Origin of the sequence: Hymenobacter profundi (assembly GCF_019334315.1) — a bacterium.
Taxonomy (GTDB): domain Bacteria; phylum Bacteroidota; class Bacteroidia; order Cytophagales; family Hymenobacteraceae; genus Hymenobacter; species Hymenobacter profundi.
The window spans coordinates 1-17,309 of the sequence record NZ_JAHWGL010000104.1; the positions used below are offsets into that span (position 1 = coordinate 1).

At 55.7% G+C, this 17,309-nt stretch carries 15 protein-coding genes; 5 read left to right on the forward strand and 10 right to left on the reverse strand.

Annotated features, from left to right (window positions below; genetic code table 11):
* The first annotated feature begins 176 nt into the window (after window positions 1–176).
* On the forward strand, window positions 177–1,523 hold the full coding sequence (accC, locus tag KYK14_RS18335; protein WP_208306103.1) for an acetyl-CoA carboxylase biotin carboxylase subunit: 1,347 nt from the start codon (window positions 177–179) through the stop codon (window positions 1,521–1,523).
* 104 nt (window positions 1,524–1,627) lie between these two features.
* Window positions 1,628–2,251 (forward strand): Uma2 family endonuclease, encoded by a 624-nt coding sequence (locus tag KYK14_RS18340; RefSeq protein ID WP_219160859.1) that lies wholly within the window; start codon window positions 1,628–1,630, stop codon window positions 2,249–2,251.
* Here KYK14_RS18340 and KYK14_RS18345 read toward each other — a convergent pair.
* The gene (locus KYK14_RS18345) at window positions 2,248–2,820 is read right to left on the reverse strand and encodes a DUF3109 family protein (protein WP_219160861.1); all 573 of its coding nucleotides are present in this window, start codon (window positions 2,818–2,820) and stop codon (window positions 2,248–2,250) included. The genes KYK14_RS18340 and KYK14_RS18345 overlap by 4 nt on opposite strands.
* 114 nt (window positions 2,821–2,934) lie before the next feature.
* Window positions 2,935–4,098: a glycosyltransferase family 4 protein gene (locus KYK14_RS18350; protein WP_219160863.1), complete on the reverse strand. Its 1,164-nt coding sequence runs from the start codon at window positions 4,096–4,098 to the stop codon at window positions 2,935–2,937.
* A gap of 111 nt (window positions 4,099–4,209) precedes the next feature.
* On the opposite strand from KYK14_RS18350, the gene KYK14_RS18355 reads away from it, so the two are divergent.
* The 3 genes from KYK14_RS18355 (at window position 4,210) to murA (ending at window position 8,730) form a co-directional block, all read left to right on the forward strand.
* Window positions 4,210–6,465, forward strand: coding sequence for an ATP-dependent helicase (locus KYK14_RS18355; protein WP_219160865.1), 2,256 nt, complete (start codon window positions 4,210–4,212; stop codon window positions 6,463–6,465).
* A 147-nt stretch (window positions 6,466–6,612) separates the two neighbouring features.
* Window positions 6,613–7,308, forward strand: coding sequence for a DUF4290 domain-containing protein (locus KYK14_RS18360; protein ID WP_185283323.1), 696 nt, complete (start codon window positions 6,613–6,615; stop codon window positions 7,306–7,308).
* Window positions 7,309–7,425: 117 nt separating this feature from the next.
* On the forward strand, window positions 7,426–8,730 hold the full coding sequence (gene murA, locus KYK14_RS18365; RefSeq protein ID WP_185283322.1) for a UDP-N-acetylglucosamine 1-carboxyvinyltransferase: 1,305 nt from the start codon (window positions 7,426–7,428) through the stop codon (window positions 8,728–8,730).
* Window positions 8,731–8,806: 76 nt separating this feature from the next.
* On the opposite strand, the gene KYK14_RS18370 is transcribed toward murA, so the two are convergent.
* The 8 genes from KYK14_RS18370 to KYK14_RS18405 all read right to left on the reverse strand — a co-directional run.
* Window positions 8,807–9,142, reverse strand: coding sequence for a phage holin family protein (locus KYK14_RS18370; protein WP_187317744.1), 336 nt, complete (start codon window positions 9,140–9,142; stop codon window positions 8,807–8,809).
* A gap of 95 nt (window positions 9,143–9,237) precedes the next feature.
* Entirely contained in the window at window positions 9,238–10,329 is a 1,092-nt protein-coding gene (locus tag KYK14_RS18375; RefSeq protein ID WP_185283320.1) for an agmatinase family protein, read from the reverse strand.
* Between the two features lie 112 nt (window positions 10,330–10,441).
* Window positions 10,442–11,077, reverse strand: a complete 636-nt coding sequence (locus KYK14_RS18380) for a chemotaxis protein CheC (protein WP_246601923.1) — start codon at window positions 11,075–11,077, stop codon at window positions 10,442–10,444.
* 66 nt (window positions 11,078–11,143) lie between these two features.
* The gene (locus KYK14_RS18385; protein WP_208306095.1) at window positions 11,144–12,778 is read right to left on the reverse strand and encodes a chemotaxis protein CheA; all 1,635 of its coding nucleotides are present in this window, start codon (window positions 12,776–12,778) and stop codon (window positions 11,144–11,146) included.
* Window positions 12,775–13,845: a chemotaxis protein CheB gene (locus KYK14_RS18390; RefSeq protein ID WP_219160867.1), complete on the reverse strand. Its 1,071-nt coding sequence runs from the start codon at window positions 13,843–13,845 to the stop codon at window positions 12,775–12,777. Before KYK14_RS18390 ends, KYK14_RS18385 begins: the two co-directional genes overlap by 4 nt.
* Before the next feature lie 53 nt (window positions 13,846–13,898).
* Window positions 13,899–14,282 carry a response regulator gene (locus tag KYK14_RS18395; RefSeq protein ID WP_185283316.1) on the reverse strand — a complete coding sequence of 128 codons (384 nt, stop codon included), beginning with the start codon at window positions 14,280–14,282 and terminating at the stop codon, window positions 13,899–13,901.
* A gap of 89 nt (window positions 14,283–14,371) precedes the next feature.
* Entirely contained in the window at window positions 14,372–14,884 is a 513-nt protein-coding gene (locus KYK14_RS18400) for a chemotaxis protein CheW (RefSeq protein WP_185283315.1), read from the reverse strand.
* A 76-nt stretch (window positions 14,885–14,960) separates the two neighbouring features.
* On the reverse strand, window positions 14,961–17,309 hold a 2,349-nt coding region (locus tag KYK14_RS18405; protein ID WP_219160869.1), incomplete at its 5' end, for a methyl-accepting chemotaxis protein.

The window sequence follows — 17,309 nt, forward strand, 5'->3', positions numbered from 1 at the left end:
CAACGCTACCCCCGTTGAATACGACCAGCCGCTGTTCCTGATTGAGCCGATGTAATTTGTTGGGGTCTTGGGGTCTTGGGGACGTAGGGTCTTGGTTTGTTGCCAGCTCTACGTCCGCAAGACCCTTTCCTTTTTCTACTAAGACCCCAAGCTCCTAAGACCCCAAGACCCCACTCATGTTTAAGAAAATCCTCATTGCGAACCGGGGCGAAATTGCCCTGCGGATTATTCGCACCTGTAAGGAAATGGGTATCAAGACGGTAGCCGTGTACTCGACTGCCGATAAAGACAGCTTGCACGTGCGTTTCGCCGACGAAGCTGTGTGCATCGGGCCGCCTGCTTCGTCGCTGTCCTACCTGAATATTCCGAGCCTGATTGCGGCCGCTGAGATTACCAACGCCGATGCTATTCACCCTGGCTACGGCTTCTTGTCGGAAAACGCGGAATTCTCGCGCATCTGCCAGGAAAACGGCATCAAGTTCATCGGGGCCTCGCCCGAGATGATCAACCAGATGGGTGACAAGGCCTCGGCCAAAGCCACGATGCTGAAGGCCGGCGTACCGTGCATTCCGGGCTCCGTGGGCCTGCTCGACTCGCTGGAACAGGGCAAGAAGGTAGCTACCAAAATTAAGTACCCCGTTATCCTGAAAGCTACGGCCGGCGGCGGTGGCCGCGGTATGCGCATCATCAACTCGGAAGAGGAGTTTGAGAAGGCTTGGAACGACGCCCGCACGGAGGCTAAAGCCGCCTTCGGTAATGACGGTGTGTACCTGGAGAAGTTCGTAGAAGAGCCCCGTCACATCGAGATTCAGGTAATTGGCGACCAGTACGGACACACCAGCCACCTCTCGGAGCGCGACTGCTCCATTCAGCGCCGCCACCAGAAGCTGGTGGAGGAAGCGCCTTCGCCCTTTATGACAGACGAGCTACGCGAGCGGATGGGCAAAGCTGCCGTAGCTGGAGCTTCGGCTATTGGCTACGAGGGGGTAGGGACCATTGAGTTCCTCGTAGACAAAAACCGAGATTTCTACTTCATGGAAATGAACACCCGCATTCAGGTGGAGCACCCCGTGACGGAGGAAATCATCAACTACGACCTCATCAAGGAGCAAATCAAGGTAGCCGCTGGCATCTCGATTACGGGTAATAATTACTACCCCCAAATGCACGCGATGGAGTGCCGCATCAACGCCGAGGACCCCACGAATGGCTTCCGCCCGTCACCTGGCAAAATCACGACGCTGCACATCCCTGGCGGCCACGGCGTGCGCGTAGATACGCACGTGTACGCGGGCTACACCATCCCACCCAACTACGACTCGATGATTGCCAAACTCATCACCACGGCCCAAACCCGCGAGGAGTGCATCGTGAAGATGAAGCGTGCTCTCTCTGAGTTTGTGGTAGAAGGCGTAAAAACGACCATCCCGTTTCACTTGGCGCTAATGGACAACCAGAACTTCCGGGACGGTGATTTCACCACCAAGTTCCTAGAATCGTCTTTTGATTTTTCGACGCTGTAAGTCATTTTAAGACGATGCAAGCAACACAAAGAAGCGCTGGGGATAGCCCTGGCGCTTCTTTGTGTTTAATCTTGTTATTTTACTAAGTATAAATACACTACCCTATGCCAACCCAGCCTGACTATACGCGCCGCTACACGGTGGAGGAATACTTTGCATTAGAAGAGGCGTCGGATATCCGGCACGAGTACTACCACGGCGATATTTTTCCGTTGGATACGCCTGAAAACAAAGTAGGCGGTACAAAGAGACATAATTTAATTATTCAGAACTGTGTAGTGGCTCTACGCGGAGCATTGCGCGGCCGAGGATGCTCCGTCTTTGCTGAAAACGTACGGGTAGCCGTGGATGAAAACCAGCATTATAACTACCCAGATGTAGTGGTCAGTTGCGCTCCTACCGATACTGATCCACGGACTGTGCATCAACCAGTGCTTATCATTGAAGTACTTTCAACTTCTACAGAGGCGCGCGACAGAGGCTGGAAGTTTCAACAATACCAGCAGATTCCTTCGCTTCAGCACTACGTGCTTATTTCACAGAGACGCCGGCTTGTGGAATACTACACACGTCATGCAGATGGAAACTGGTTACTGACTTCTGCAAGAGATTTACAGCAGAAGATTACGCTGTCAGCTCTCAATATCCAGGTTTCGCTGGCCGTTATCTATGAGGATATCGAAACCGGACCGGATGAAGACTCGCCTTTACTTCGCCTACCGGATTAATCCTGCGCACTACCCTCAATCTCCTGCACCAGTTCGCCGTACCACGCCTCACCGTACTTCCGAATCAACGGCTCTTTCAGAAACTGGTACACGCGCACGCCTAGCTCGCCCCCAAAGGCACAGGCCGGATTACAAATGCCCCACCGGTCGTAATTCAGCGCCTCGAAGTCTTCGTACTTGCTGATGCGAATGGGGTAGAGATGGCAGCTGATGGGCTTTTTGAACGTGGTAGCCCCGGCCAGGTAGGCCTGCTCGATACCACATTTCAGGATACCGCGCTCGTCGTAGAGGGCGTAGGCGCACTCCCGGTCGTTGATAGTGGTAGTGCTGAAATCGCCTTCCCAATCTTTGATGTAGAGACCTTGTTGCTCAATGGCATCGCGGCCAGCTTCGGTGAGGTAGGGCTTGATGGCCTCGTATTCCTGCTCCAGAATTCGCAGTTCGTTTTCCTCCAGGGGGGCGCCCAGGTCGCCCTCTACGCAGCAGGCACCCTTGCAGGCTTCTAGGTTGCACACGAAAAAGTTGTCGCGCACATCGTCGGAAATGACGGTATTCTGAATGATGATCATAGCGTAGATTTCTGCTGAGGTTCGCAGAGATAGGATAATGTACAAACAGCTCCTGAGTGGCGCGTTGTCACACAAAACAAAACGCAAAGATAACCATTCGTTGGCGGCTTTAGGTTACAACAACTGATACAGAATATCCTCCGTTAGTGCGCATTGCTGGTGGTGCGAGTAGGTACGTATAGCCGTTTGTTGGGCCCGCAGGCCCATTTCCTTCGCCTGTGCCGGTTGTTGCAGGCACCAGCCCACTGCGGTTAGCCACGCTTGCGTATCACCAAGCGGGTAGAGAATACCTGTTTCGCCGTTCACCAAAATTTCGGGGGTACCGCCTGCTTCTGTTGCCACGATGGGTAGGCCAGCGGCCATGGCCTCAATAGTAACCATGCCGTATGTTTCGTTGACAGAGGCCACCAAAAACACGTCGAGGGCGCGGTAGGCGACCTGGGGCTGGTCTGTGAAATCACGAATGTGCACGTAAGGCGTCAGCTCTAACTCCCTTATTCGATCTAGCACTGTTGCTCGGTAGTGGCTGGCGGGCTGGTTATTTTTGGTTACCTCTCCTACCAGCACCAAGTGCAACTCTTGCTCTGGAAACTGCCGCCGCAACTGGTGAAAGGCCTCCACCACAAATTGCTGCCCCTTCCCTTCGTCGAAACGACCAATTAGGCCGAGCAGTTGGCCCGTGGCCGGTAGTTGAAGCTCCTCACGCGCTTGCTGCGTAGTGAGACCCGGATGCAGGAAACGCTCCAATTCAATCCCCAACGGCACCACGTGCACACGACGCATATCCATGCGGGTCTTCTCCCCTACCTGCTGGGCCAGACCAGACAGCGGGGTTAGCCAGGCATCCAGCGCCCGGTAGCGCAATGTGTGCAACAAGTCTCGCTTGGCGAGGCCCAGCTGCATGTGTTGCTGATATACCAACCGCACGTGCGGCGCCAGCCACCGCTTGCACAGCACTCCCAAAGGCAGGTCCTGATTTTGCGTAACGATAAGTACGCGCGCACCGTGCCGCCGCAACGCGGTGCGCAACCGCCAGGCAGCGGGAACATCTACGGCGCGCAGGGGGTTGGACAAGTAGCAAATAGGCATTCCCTGCCGCTGTGCCTGTGCCACTAGTGGCGAACCGGCCAACCCGATAAGCTCCACGGGCCAACCACGTTCGAGCAACCAGCCGGCTAGCTTAACGGTGTTGATTTCCAGACCGCCCCAACTGGCCGAAAGACACAGAATGGTCAGCGGAACCGGTGTGGGAGCGTTGGCAAGACCAGCAGCAGACATAGGGTAGAAAGGCAATGACACAAGCGAAAAAGAACCGCAAAGATACTTCGTTTCGTCTGCCGCCCGCAAAGCCGTATCTTTGCTAACCCGCCAAAACGCTTAGCTTTTCGCATGGCCTTAGATTATCTTTCTTTACTGAACCCTTCGCAGGGCGCCGCGGTGATGCAGACCGAGGGCCCGTGCATGATTATAGCCGGCGCCGGTTCCGGCAAAACGCGTGTGCTTACGTATCGCATCGCCAACCTGCTCGAAAAAGGTGTTGATTCGTTTAACATTTTAGCCCTCACCTTCACCAACAAAGCGGCCCGCGAGATGCGCGCCCGTATTGAGAAGGTGGTAGGCCCCGAGGTTAAAAACCTCTGGATGGGCACGTTTCACAGTATTTTCGCCCGCATTCTGCGCTCCGAGGCCGACAAGATGGGCTACCCGCGCAGCTTCACCATCTACGATACCCAGGACTCCAAGACCCTGGTAGGGCAGATTTTGAAAGAGCTGGAGCTGGATGACAAGCTCTACAAGCCAGGCATGGTGCTGGGCCGAATTTCAGCCGCCAAAAACAAGCTGATTTCGGTGCAGCAATACCTCAACGACCCAGCCATTCGGGCTGATGACGAGGCAGCGTTGCGGCCCAAGATTGGCGTGATCTACCAACAGTACCAGCAGCGCTGCTTCAAGGCGGGCGCCATGGACTTCGACGACTTGCTCTATCAGACCAACGTCCTGTTCAAAGACCACCCCGACGTGCTGAATAAGTACCAGAACATCTTCAAGTATGTGATGGTCGACGAGTATCAGGACACCAACTACTCACAGTACCTCATCACGCGCAAGCTATCGGCCAAGGACCGCAATATTTGCGTGGTAGGCGACGATGCGCAAAGTATTTACGCCTTCCGAGGCGCTGATATTCAGAATATTCTGAATTTCGAGAAAGACTACCCTGAGTTGCAGGTGTTTAAGTTGGAGCAGAACTATCGCTCCACTAAAAACATTGTGCGGGCGGCCAACTCCGTTATCAAAAACAACCAAGCCCAACTGCGCAAGGACGTTTTCTCGGACAACGAGGAAGGTACGCTGATTGAGGTGCTCAAGGCGGCATCCGACAATGAGGAAGGCAAGCTGGTGGCGCAAAGCATCTACGAAGACAAGATGAACCAGCATCTTTCCTACGATGACTTTGCCATCCTGTACCGCACCAACGCGCAGAGCCGCGCCATGGAGGAATCCTTGCGCAAGCTCAACATCAAGTACAAGATTGTGGGTGGCTTGAGCTTCTACCAGCGCAAGGAAATCAAGGACTTGGTGGCCTACCTGCGCCTCACGGTGAACCCCAACGACGAGCAGGCCTTGCGCCGCGTAATCAACTACCCCAAGCGCGGCATCGGCGATACGACTATTGCCAAGCTGGTGGAAGCGGCCGAGCAGAGCAACCACTCCTTGTGGGAAGTGGTGAGCAACGCCGACCAGTTTCTACCCGCGCGCGTATCCAATCCGGTGGTGGGCTTCGGGGAAAAAATCAAGGAGTACACCGCCAAAGCGGCCATCCACGATGCCTACGAAGCTGCCAAGCAGATTGCCAAGGAGTCGGGCATGATTGAGGAATTGTACGCCGATAAAAGCATTGAGGGCCTGTCGCGCTACGAGAACATTCAGGAATTGCTGAATGGGATTAAAGCGTTTGTGGAAGACCCCGAGCGCGAGGAAAAGTCGCTGGGCGCGTTTTTGCAGGACATTGCGCTGGTGACGGATGCCGATACCAAGGACGCGCAGGCTGAGGGCGAGCAGGTGACGCTGATGACCATTCACTCGGCCAAGGGTTTGGAGTTTCGCAACGTGTACATCGTGGGCATGGAGGAAAACCTATTTCCTAGCCAGATGATGATTACCTCGCGGGCCGATCTGGAAGAAGAGCGCCGCCTATTCTATGTGGCCATCACGCGAGCCGAGAAAAAGCTCACGCTCAGCTACGCTACTTCGCGCTACCAGTGGGGTAACCTGCGCAGCTGCGAGAAAAGCCGCTTCCTGGATGAAATCGACCCGCAGTTTGTTGACTTCAAGTTTGCCGCTACGCCGGCCGGGCCGGGCGCGGGCGAGTCGCCGTTTGGGCATGTGTTTGAGCGGCGTTCCAATCTGGTGCCACCTGCTCCACGTAAGACTGTCGCTACCAAATACGTAACGCCTTCCGATTTCAAGCCCTCTGACACCAGCAGCCTGCAAACAGGTCAACGCGTAGAACATCCTAAATTCGGCTTTGGCACCGTAGCCAAGCTCGAAAAGCAGGATGGTACTACTAAGGCAACCATCAAGTTTGAGGAGGTAGGCGAAAAAACGCTACTCCTGAGTTTCGCGAAGCTGCGAGTACATTGAGGAAATGTTGAGTTGAAAACTCAATACTTCCCTACCGTATATTTAACCTCGAATTGCACTAAATCGGAGTAGGGCATTTCTTGACTGGCGCACGGCAACCGCTGTGCGCTAGGTGTACCTCCTACCCTCCGGTTGTTTTCTTTCCTCATGACTATCCCTACTGAACATAATTTGCTGGTGCGCGAGTACGGCCAGAGCACCTACGAGCTGGTGCAGCAGCTGAGCACTATCGAAGACCGCGACGAGCGCACCCGCCGTGCCCAGCAGCTTGTGCAACTGATGCTGCGCCTGCAACCCAGCTTGCGCGACCAGCAAGACGTGCAGCAAAAGCTCTGGAACCACCTCTACATTATGGCCGGTGAGGACCTGGACGTGGACGCGCCCGTAACCATGCAGGGCACCCTCAACCAAGCCAAGCCTGCTCGCGTCCCCTACCCTGCCAAAGCCCCCAAGCTCAAAACCTATGGCCGCGGCGTGGAACTGATGATTGAGCAGGCGTCCGAGTTGGAAGACCCGGCGGAACGCGAACAGGCCACCATCACCATCGGGCGGACCATGAAGTTTTTGTACCGTTCCTACAACAAGGAAAACGCCAAAGACGTGACCATCCTGAAGCACCTGAAAGAGCTGTCGGGAGGTAAGCTCACGCTCGACCCGGCGCAGGTAGACGCGCAGAATCTCTTCGAGTTTGCGACCAACGGCCGGCCAGCACCTTTCATCGTGCCGCAGCCCCGCAACGACCGCAACGACCGGCGCGGTAGTTCCGGCAACAACAACCGCCGCGATAAACAGCGCGGCCGCGGTAAAAAAGGCCGTCAGGAGCCGCAACAACCGCCGCAGTAAGCTTTATTGTTAGCTGTTGGCTAATGGTAGTTAGCTGTTAGCTTTGTCCCCTCAATTTCTCTCCCAACGCCTTGAAAAGCTGATAGCCGACCGCTATTAGCTACTAGCTCCTAAAAAATGGCATCTTTTGAAGTAATCGGCGGCCAGCCCCTCAAGGGCGAAATCATCCCCCAGGGCGCCAAAAATGAGGCGCTCCAGATTTTGTGCGCCGTGCTGCTCACCGCCGAGCCGGTCACCATCAGCAATATTCCCGATATCCGCGACGTGAATAAGCTCATTGAGCTGCTACGCGACATGGGTGTGAAGGTGGGCAAGATTGGCGTCGACACCTACGTATTTCAGGCCGACGACGTGCATTTAGACTACCTCGATACGGAAGCCTTTGTGGCCCAGGGTAGGGCGCTGCGCGGCTCGGTGATGATTCTGGGGCCGATGTTAGCTCGTTTCGGCAAGTGCCAGCTCCCACGCCCCGGCGGCGACAAAATTGGCCGCCGTCCGCTAGACACGCACTTCGTGGGCCTCGAAAAACTGGGTGGTAAGCTCACACTGGAAGGCAACGACTTCTACCGCATCAGCACCGACGGCAAGCTACAAGGCACCTACATGCTGTTGGATGAGGCCTCCGTAACGGGCACCGCCAACCTCGTGATGGCGGCCGTGCTGGCCGAGGGCACTACCACTATTTACAACGCCGCGTGCGAGCCCTACCTCCAGCAACTATGCAAAATGCTGGTACGCATGGGTGCCAAAATCAACGGCATCGGCTCCAACCTGCTCACTATAGAAGGTGTGGAAAGCCTTGGCGGCACCGAGCACCGCATGCTGCCCGACATGATTGAAATCGGCTCGTTCATCGGGTTGGCGGCCATGACGGGCTCCGAAATCACCATCAAGAACTGCCAGATTGCGGAGTTGGGCCTGATTCCGGATACGTTCCGCAAGCTGGGCATTCAATTGGAATTTCGGGATGATGACATTTACATTCCGGCCCAGGACCACTACGAAATCAATACCTACCTTGATGGTAGCATCCTGACCATCTCGGACCACACCTGGCCTGGCCTCACCCCCGATCTACTCAGCATCATTCTGGTAGTAGCCACTCAAGCCAAAGGTACGGTGCTGATTCACCAGAAAATGTTTGAGTCGCGTCTGTTCTTCGTAGACAAGCTGATCGACATGGGTGCCCAGATTATCCTCTGCGACCCGCACCGCGCCACCGTTATTGGGCTGGATAAGCGCACGCGCTTGCACGGCATCAGCATGACCTCGCCCGACATCCGGGCTGGGGTAGCGCTGCTCATTGCGGCGCTATCGGCTGAGGGCCGCAGCGTGATTGAGAACGTGGAGCAAATTGACCGCGGCTACCAGCACATCGACAAGCGCCTGACGGCGCTGGGCGCGCAGCTGCGGCGGCTGTAAGTATATAGCGCTAAGCCAAAGAAAAAGCCGGCTGCTCTGTATGAGCAGCCGGCTTTTTCTTTGGCTTTATTGATAGTTAGTCAACTACCTTGTCTACAACCGTAGTTACCAACGACAGCACAATGCTAAACAGTAGCGCTGCAAAGAAACCGCTGATTTCGAAGCCGCTCAGTAGATAGCTGGCCAGCATGACGATCAGGGCATTGATAACCAGCAGGAACAAGCCCAGGGTGATGATGGTGATGGGTAGGCCAATGAGTTGCAAAATTGGCTTCACAAACGCGTTGAGTAGTGCCAACACGATAACCAGCCAAATAGCCGAGCCGAACCCATCGATGTGCGCGCCGGGCAGGAACGAGGCCAGTAAGTACGTCAGAATAGCCGTAAGCAGGAGTTTGAGTATGAATCCCATGATTGGAGAGGGTTGGGGAGAGAAAAAAGACCAGCCTGCAACCGCAGGCTGGTCCATTCATACGCAAATACAGCATTAGCGTTCGGCTATATAACCTATTCGGCTTTGCGCGCTTTCAAACGGCCCTGCGATACGGCCATCCAGTTGCACAGATTGTAGAGTAGTCGAGCACCTACAATGGCATTCCATTCGGTGTCGCCGGGGGCTACTTCGTTCAGGTCGAAACCAATGATTTCGCGGCCCGAGCGCACAATTTGCCGCACCAGATATACGGCTTCCTCAAACTCCAATCCGCCGGGTACGGGCGTGCCGGTACCGGGGCACAGCTTGGGGTCCAGCCCATCAATATCAAAGCTGATGTATACTTTTTGAGGTAGCTGCGCGATGATTTTGCCGCACTGCTTTTTCCACGATTTCTTGGCGTACATCTCATCGCGCAGAAAACGGTTGTGGAACATTACCACGCGCCCGCCCGATTGGTCGATGGTTTCGGCCTCCTGCTGGCACAAATCACGGATGCCTACCTGCACCAGCTTCTTCACCTGCGGCAGTTGCAGAGCGTTGTGCATAATGGAAGCGTGCGAATACGTGAACCCCTCGTAGGCGGGACGCAGGTCGCAATGCGCGTCGATTTGCAGGATACCGAACTCCTGGTGGCGCTCGGCTAGGGCGTGTAGGTAGCCTAGCGGCGTACTATGGTCACCGCCTAGCACGACCACGGCTTTGCCAGCGTCGAGATGGGCGCCGCTCTTATTTTTCAGCCACATGAGCAGTTCCTGGCCACGTTGGCTGATGGCGTTGGCTGTGCCGGCAAAACGCGTTGCATCGGCGGCGGGTTGGCCCGCCTCCAGCCAGCCGATGTAGCTGGCGGCCTGCTCGCGTAGGGTACGACTTTCCTGAGCCCAGTGCTCATCTACTTCCTCCATCGCCAGACCCAGGCGCCACGCATCCGGAATATCTGGGTCATAGAGGTCTACTTGCAATGAGGCGTCGCGGATAGCTTCGGGGGCTTCGGCGGTACCAGCACGGTAGGAAACAGTGACTTCCCACGGCACGGGCACAATTACCATTTGAGCTTCCTCCACCGTGAAGGGTAGGCCATACACCCCGCCCGCCGTGTCACCAAGTGCATTGGGGTCGAAGTTAGCCAGCTTTTGTTCCAGCGAAGAATCAGCGGAATATTCCATGAAAAAGCGGTAAAAAAACGAATGAAAACAAAACGCCAGCTACCGTCCGGCTGAGTACGCTAGTAGTCAACCAAACAATAGCCAGCGCGAAAATACTTCGCAAACGGCGTACTTACGCCGGGGCTTGCCCGCCCATGAAGTTATAGGTGCGGATAATCTCCAGCATTTTAGCAAACGTCTCGCGGTCAAAGAAAATCATCAGTGGCAATTCCACGGAGTTGTCCTTGTCGGAAAACTGGGTGATAACCGAGAAAATCAGCGGTTGCACCATGGGCCGGTTGCTCATCAGGCTATTGAGCGAGTCCGCGATATTGCCGCGAGGTGCCACGGGCGGCGCGCCGTAGATATTCGACTTTAGAATGTTAGCTAGCTGCGTTACCAAAGCCCCCGTAATAATGTTGCTTATTTCCAGTAGCAATGATTCCTGCATCGCGTCTATCTTGATGCTGTCGCTCACATTCATCCGCAGGCACACTTTGGAAAGTCGCTGCACATGCTGCCCCGAAAAGAACATGAGCGTGGTGCCGTTGAAGTCACCCTTAATATCAGACTGAATGATGACGTGCGTACCCTCGTACTCGTGCACGCGCCCCAGGATGTTGCTGCCCGGCACTAGGTCCAGGTTGGGCACCTCTAGCAGCACCCGCTCCTGCGCAATTACCGCGAAGGAGTCAGCTGCCCTAGCCAGGCCAATGTTCAGAATCTCGCGGATGATGTCCCGCTCTAGTTCTGTCATGTGCAAATCCATAGGAATGTATCAATTAAGCGGCATTTCTCAACGGTTGAGATTGTCCGGTGTCTGCAAGTACGTGTTTTATGGGCGCTTGGCTAAAAAAAGTCGGGTGAGAGCGGGTACATCCAGCACCAGGCAAACCTGGCCGCTTCCCAAAAGGGTTACCCCCCCGAACAAATCAATAGTATCAAGCGGTTTACTCATGGGCTTGATTACGATGCTCTGCTGACGCAGAAACCGGTCAATGATCAGGCCCAGCTTACGATTATTGTAATTGACGATGATGATGTCCTGCCGGCCTTGTAACTCGTGGCGGTTGGCGGGCGGCAATGGGCCGTCGCCATTATGCAACAAGCGGCGCAAGTCCACCACGGGCACGTTTTCGTCCTGTACCTCGGCCAGCAGCAAGCCGCCTACCACGTGCAAGTCCTCCGGCTGCAACGATACCACCGAGTCGGTGTGCATCAGCGGAATGGCGTAGCTGCGTGCATCCAACTCGAAAAGCAGGGCGCCTTTTACCGCAATAGAGGTAGGCAACACCAGCGTGAACGTGGTGCCTTTGCCTAGAGTAGAACTGACGCGCAATTGCCCCCCGAGCGAGTCGATAGCCAGCTTCACAACATCTAGCCCTACCCCACGGCCCGAAATGTCGGTGATTTCCTTCGCCATGGAGAAGCCCGGCTCAAACAGAAACGCCCGCACGGCATCATCGTCGAGCTGCTGAGCTGCTTCGGCACTTACCAGGCCACGTTCCACAGCCTTGCGGCGCACACTATCTACGTTGATACCGGCCCCGTCGTCGGATACTTGAATCAAGACGTTGTCGCGCTCCGTTTGAGCAGCTAGTGTCAGTTGGCCTTGGGCTGGCTTGCCGGCTTGCTCGCGCACGGCTGGCGCCTCAATGCCGTGTCCAATGGCGTTGCGCACTAAGTGCAGCAGTGAATCGGTAATGATTTGTAGGATGTTGCGGTCAATCTGGATATCCTGACCGTCTACCTCCAGCGCAATATCTTTCTTCTCGGCGGCCGCCACGTCGCGCACCACTCGCGGAAACTTGTTGAATAATGAGCCTACATTCACCAAGCGCACGTCCATGATGCTGTACTGCAACTCATCGGAAATGCGGAATAAATGGGCAGCCGTGGCTTGCAACGCCGGGCTGTCGCTTTCCTTGCTCAGTGTCAGGATTCGGTCGCGGTCAATGATCAGCTCTCCTACGAGATTCATCAGGTGGTCGAGCTTCTTGATCTGAATATATACCAGATCCGACAACTCCAGTTTGCGGTTGGCATCGTCGTCATCGGCTTCCGGTTGGTCTTCCAGGATAGGCTCCTCACCGTTCACCAATCGGTCAAGATTCGCCAGCAGCGTGTCAGCGGAAGGCAGTTCGTTGCCGGCGCCTACTGCCCGAATCATTTCGCCTATGGTGTCTACCCCAGTGAACAGCACCGGCACCACGTTACCCTCAAAGGTGCGCTCTTTGTCGCGGATGAGGCCGAAGATGGTTTCCATGCGGTGCGCTACCTCGCTGATGGCAGGGTAGCCCATGGCGCGGGCGTTAGCTTTCAGGTTGTGCATCAGGCGAAACAGCTCGTTGAGCGCCGCCGCATCTGCCGGATTTTTCTCTAACTCACTAATATGGCGGCTCATGGCGTCGTAGTACTCGAGCGCCTCCACCATAAATATTTCGCGGTATTCTTCTTCTCTCGATTTCATAGCTGACTAGCGGGAGAAATAGAAGAAACCAGGCGGCGGCCAGGCCGGGCCTGCAACGCAAAGCGATTGATATAACTAGGAATGTCTTTTAGTAACAGTTCCTGATCAGCATACCCCGCTTGCAGCACCGATTGGGGCATAGCGGCTACGGCAGCCCCACGCTGCACAATCACTTGCCCGCCGCGCTGGCGAATAGTACGGGCGCCTTGCGTCCCATCGTTACCCAGGCCACTGAGAATAACGCCCAGCGTGGGTCGCCCCGTCGTCTGCACAGCAGATTGCATCAACAGATCGATAGATGGTAGGTTGTTGGGAGCACTAAGCTCCACCTCTGTGAAGCTGGTTTGCCAGCTAATCCAGGGCGTGCCCGTGGCTGTTTTGATGGTGGTGTTGCCGCCACCGGGCACCACTATTATTTTACCGGGCGTCAGGATGGTGCCCGCTTTGCCGTTCACTACAGGCAGCGACGTAACACGGCGCAGACGGTCTACCAGTGTTTGGGTGAAAAGGGCCGGCAGATGCACCGCCACTAAAATAGCACAGTTGGAAGGGAGTAGTTGATGCACTACGCTTTCCACAGCTGCCGAACCGCCCGTAGACCCCCCTAGCACCACAATACCAGTGGGTAGTGAGGTAGGCCCTGCCTCCGGCAATGCTTGGACAAATGTCTCAGGATGTGTAACGACCGACCGTAGTTTCTGCAACAAGGACAACCGCCAATTGAAAAATGCCGGGCTTTCCTGCGGTACCCAAGGCCCAAAATAGTCGTGCACATTCCAGCGGGTAGCCTGCCGGAGACGAGCGCCCCCCAACGAGAAAGCACTGTATAAAACCACTGGCACCGGATGCACCTGTGCCAGCTCAGCCAGCTCCATCATGCCACTTTCATCGGCAATCACTAAGTCTACCTGATATTGTCGGGCCGTGACGGCTATCCTACCCCGTGCCGGTTGCACCGGCACTACCTGCCAAGCGGGTTCGCTACGCAACAGGCACACCAATTCCGCCCGCACCAGCGGTGGCAAATTGCCAATTAGGACAGAAATAGGAGTGAAAGGACTAGACACGAAATGGGTACTACAAGTGACGGCACCATGGGCCGCGCACAAAGAAAACAGGCTTAGGCTTCGCTGGAACCGCTGGTTTGCAAAGCGCTGCCCACAATTTCCAGCACTTTCTCCTCCGAGAAAGGCTTGACGATGTAGGCCGTAGCACCGCTTTCCAGAGCTTCGTTCACGATTACTTCCTGCCCCACGGCGCTACACATCACCACTTTCACGTCGGGTTGATCTTCGCGGATGCCTTTCAGCACGTCCAGGCCTGTATTGTCGGGCAGAATAACGTCGAGGGTGATGAGGTCGGGCCGGGTAGCGGCAGCCATTTCCAGGGCTTGCTGACCGTTTGCGGCTTCGCCTACCACTTCGTAGCCCGCGTCGGTGAGCATATTCTTGAGCATCGTGCGCATGTAGAAGGAATCGTCTACAATGAGAATGCGGTTTTTCATACGAAAAGAGTGCAGTAGTCTAAGTTTAGAGAAGAGGGAGCAGGACAATGGGCCGCCCCGGCTCTTGTACGTAGGGAAACAGGCGAAGATTAGCTTTTTGCGGGTAGCTGCATGATTTCGGCGGGCGTCAGCAGCTTCAACATATCCAATACCACGATAATGCGCCCATTTACCTTGGCAATACCTTCGATGTATTTGTCGTGAATGTTGATGTCCTGAATAAATTCAGGTGCTTTTTCGATGATGGAAGCAGGAATAGACAGCGGCTGCGGCACCTCACGCACCACAATCCCGATGGTGTACTCCTTACCCTCAATCGCCATCGTATAGCTAACGGCAGGCATTTCCGTTCCGGCTGAGCGCAGCTGAAACCGCTCTTCTAGGTCGATAATCGTGATGATATCGCCCCGCAGGTTGGCAATGCCCTTCACGAAATCCGGCGTTTTGGGCATACGCGCTATTTCAGGCGTCAGCGTCACTTCCTTCACCTGTTCAATCCGAATCCCATAGTCTTCGTCGCCCAGGCGAAATACGATCAGCTGAATTAGAGGCTCCTGCTTGGTGGTTTTCTTTTCGTTGGTGGCGTTATCGGTGTCTGCCATGCAGCAAATGCTTACGGATGCGGTGTATAGGCCAGCCTGCATTCAGACTGGCCCACTCCCTACCCCAGGAGGTTATTTATTTTGTGCGCGCCTTACGTGTCGGTTTGGCAGAGGCAGATGCTTCCGGCTTGGTAGCCTTACCATCAGCCGAGGGCTTCTCGGTGCGAGCTTTCGCGCGGGACGTTTTTTTCTGACCGTTGCTATTCTCGTTTGGTTCGACAGATGCAGCAGGAGCCGTACCACGCCGAGCGGTCGGCGCTTCGGGCTTGGTCGGCCGTGGAGCGGCTGCCTGGGGGCGTTGCGACGCAGTGCCATTGGTTGATGGCGCCGCGGCAGCAGCGGCGGCTTTCGCTTGTTCACGCCGCCGTAGACCCAGGCGTCGCTGTGGCTCTGGTTCGGGTTCGGGCTCTGGTTCCTCCTCTTCCATCAGCAGGAAGGCCGCCAGTCCGTCTTGTAGGTCATCGGCAATGTCGGTTAGGTTCTGGCTGGAAGTCGTTAGCTCCTGCATGGAGGTAGAGAGCTGCTTGGCTGTGCTGGCTACCTGCTGGGTGCCAGAGGCCGTTTGCTCGGCAATGGCTACCACTTCCTCCACGTACTTCACCACATCGCCAATTGAGGCCTTTTGAATTTCGGTGGCCGTGAGAATATCGCGGGAAGTGCGCAGGGTTTCGCCGCTGCTGGTTGCAATATTCTTAAAGGCAGCGCTAGCCTCGAAGGTGGCGTTCTTGCCTTTCATTACGCGTCCTTCCATAGTGGAAATAGCGGCGGCGGCCGTTGTGGTGTCCTTCTTCACATCATCTACCAGCGTGCTGATTTCGTTGGCTGAGCGACGGGAGCTTTCTGCTAGCTTCCGAATTTCCTCGGCTACCACCGCAAAACCACGACCAGCTTCGCCAGCGCGGGCGGCCTCAATGGCTGCGTTCAAAGCCAGCAGGTTGGTTTGAGCCGCAATGTCGGTGATAACGCCCAGCGACGTGCTAATTTCCTGCGAACGAGTGCTCAGGACCTCAATCGTGCGTGAGGTTTGGGTAGCGGCGCTGGAAATCTCTTCCATGTTTTTCACCACTTCCGCCACCGTTTTCAAGCCCAACTGAGAGGTTTGCTCACCCAGAATAGCGGCCTTAATCCCCACATCAGCTTTGCCGGCGGTTTCTTTGGTGGCCTGCATAATCTCTTCGATCAGCTTGAAGGCCTGATCGGTTTTTAGGGCTTGGTTCTGCGCGCCCTCGGCCATCTGCTGCATGGCAAGGGCTACGTCTACCGTCACGCGGCTCATCTCTTGGCCTTTCATGGCCATTTCGCCCGAAGACTGCCCTACTACCTGAGCCGAGTCGTTGATTTCGCCCAACAGCTCGTTCAGGTTTTCCACGGCCAGGTTCAGGGCACTCGACATGGCTTCGATGTCGCCAGCGGTGGGTACTTCCACGTGCTGGGTCAGGTCGCCCTCGGAGATGCCCCGCACTACGCGGCTCACTTCCAGCACCGGCGAGGCAATGGATTCGAGCAGGTCGTTGAGCGTATCCACCAGTTCTTTCCAAGAACCGCTCACGCCACCCACGGTGGCGCGCTCGGTCAGCTTGCCTTCTACCCCAGCTACCTTGGCTACGCGGCTGACCTCCACGGCTAAGCGGTTTAGGTCAGCCACCATACGGTTAATGGTATCGGCTAGATCGGCTACTTCGCCTTTGGCATCCAGCTCTAGGCTCTGGGTCAGGTCGCCCTGCGATACGGCCGTTACTACCTTCACCAGCCCACGTACTTGGGTAGTGAGGTTGGCAGCCATGGTATTTACGTTGTCAGTCAGGTCTTTCCACACACCACTCACGCCGGGCACGCTGGCCTGGCCGCCTAGGCGGCCTTCAGTGCCTACCTCCTGCGCTACGCGGGTTACCTCGCCCGCAAAGATGTTCAGCGAGTCCACCATGCGGTTGAGGTTCTCTTTGAGCTGGAGCAGCTCACCTTTCACATCAACCGTTACTTTCTGACTCAAATCACCTTTGGCTACAGCGGTGGCCACGTTGGCAATGTCGCGCACCTGACTGGTCAGGTTCGAGGCCATTGTGTTCACGTTGTCGGTCAGCTCCTTCCACGTGCCGGCTACGTTTGGTACCACGGCTTGCCCGCCCAAGATACCTTCGGTGCCTACCTCGCGTGATACGCGCGTCACCTCGCCCGCAAACACATTCAGGGAGTCCACCATCTGGTCGAGAATATCTTTCAATTCCAGAATCTCGCCCTTCACGTTCACCGTCATCTTCTGACTCAGGTCGCCACGGGCTACGGCGGTGGCCACGTTGGCAATATCACGAACCTGACTAGTCAGGTTGGAGGCCATCGTATTCACGTTATCGGTCAACTCTTTCCATGTGCCGCTCACGTTCGGCACCACGGCTTGCCCGCCGAGCTTGCCTTCAGTGCCTACCTC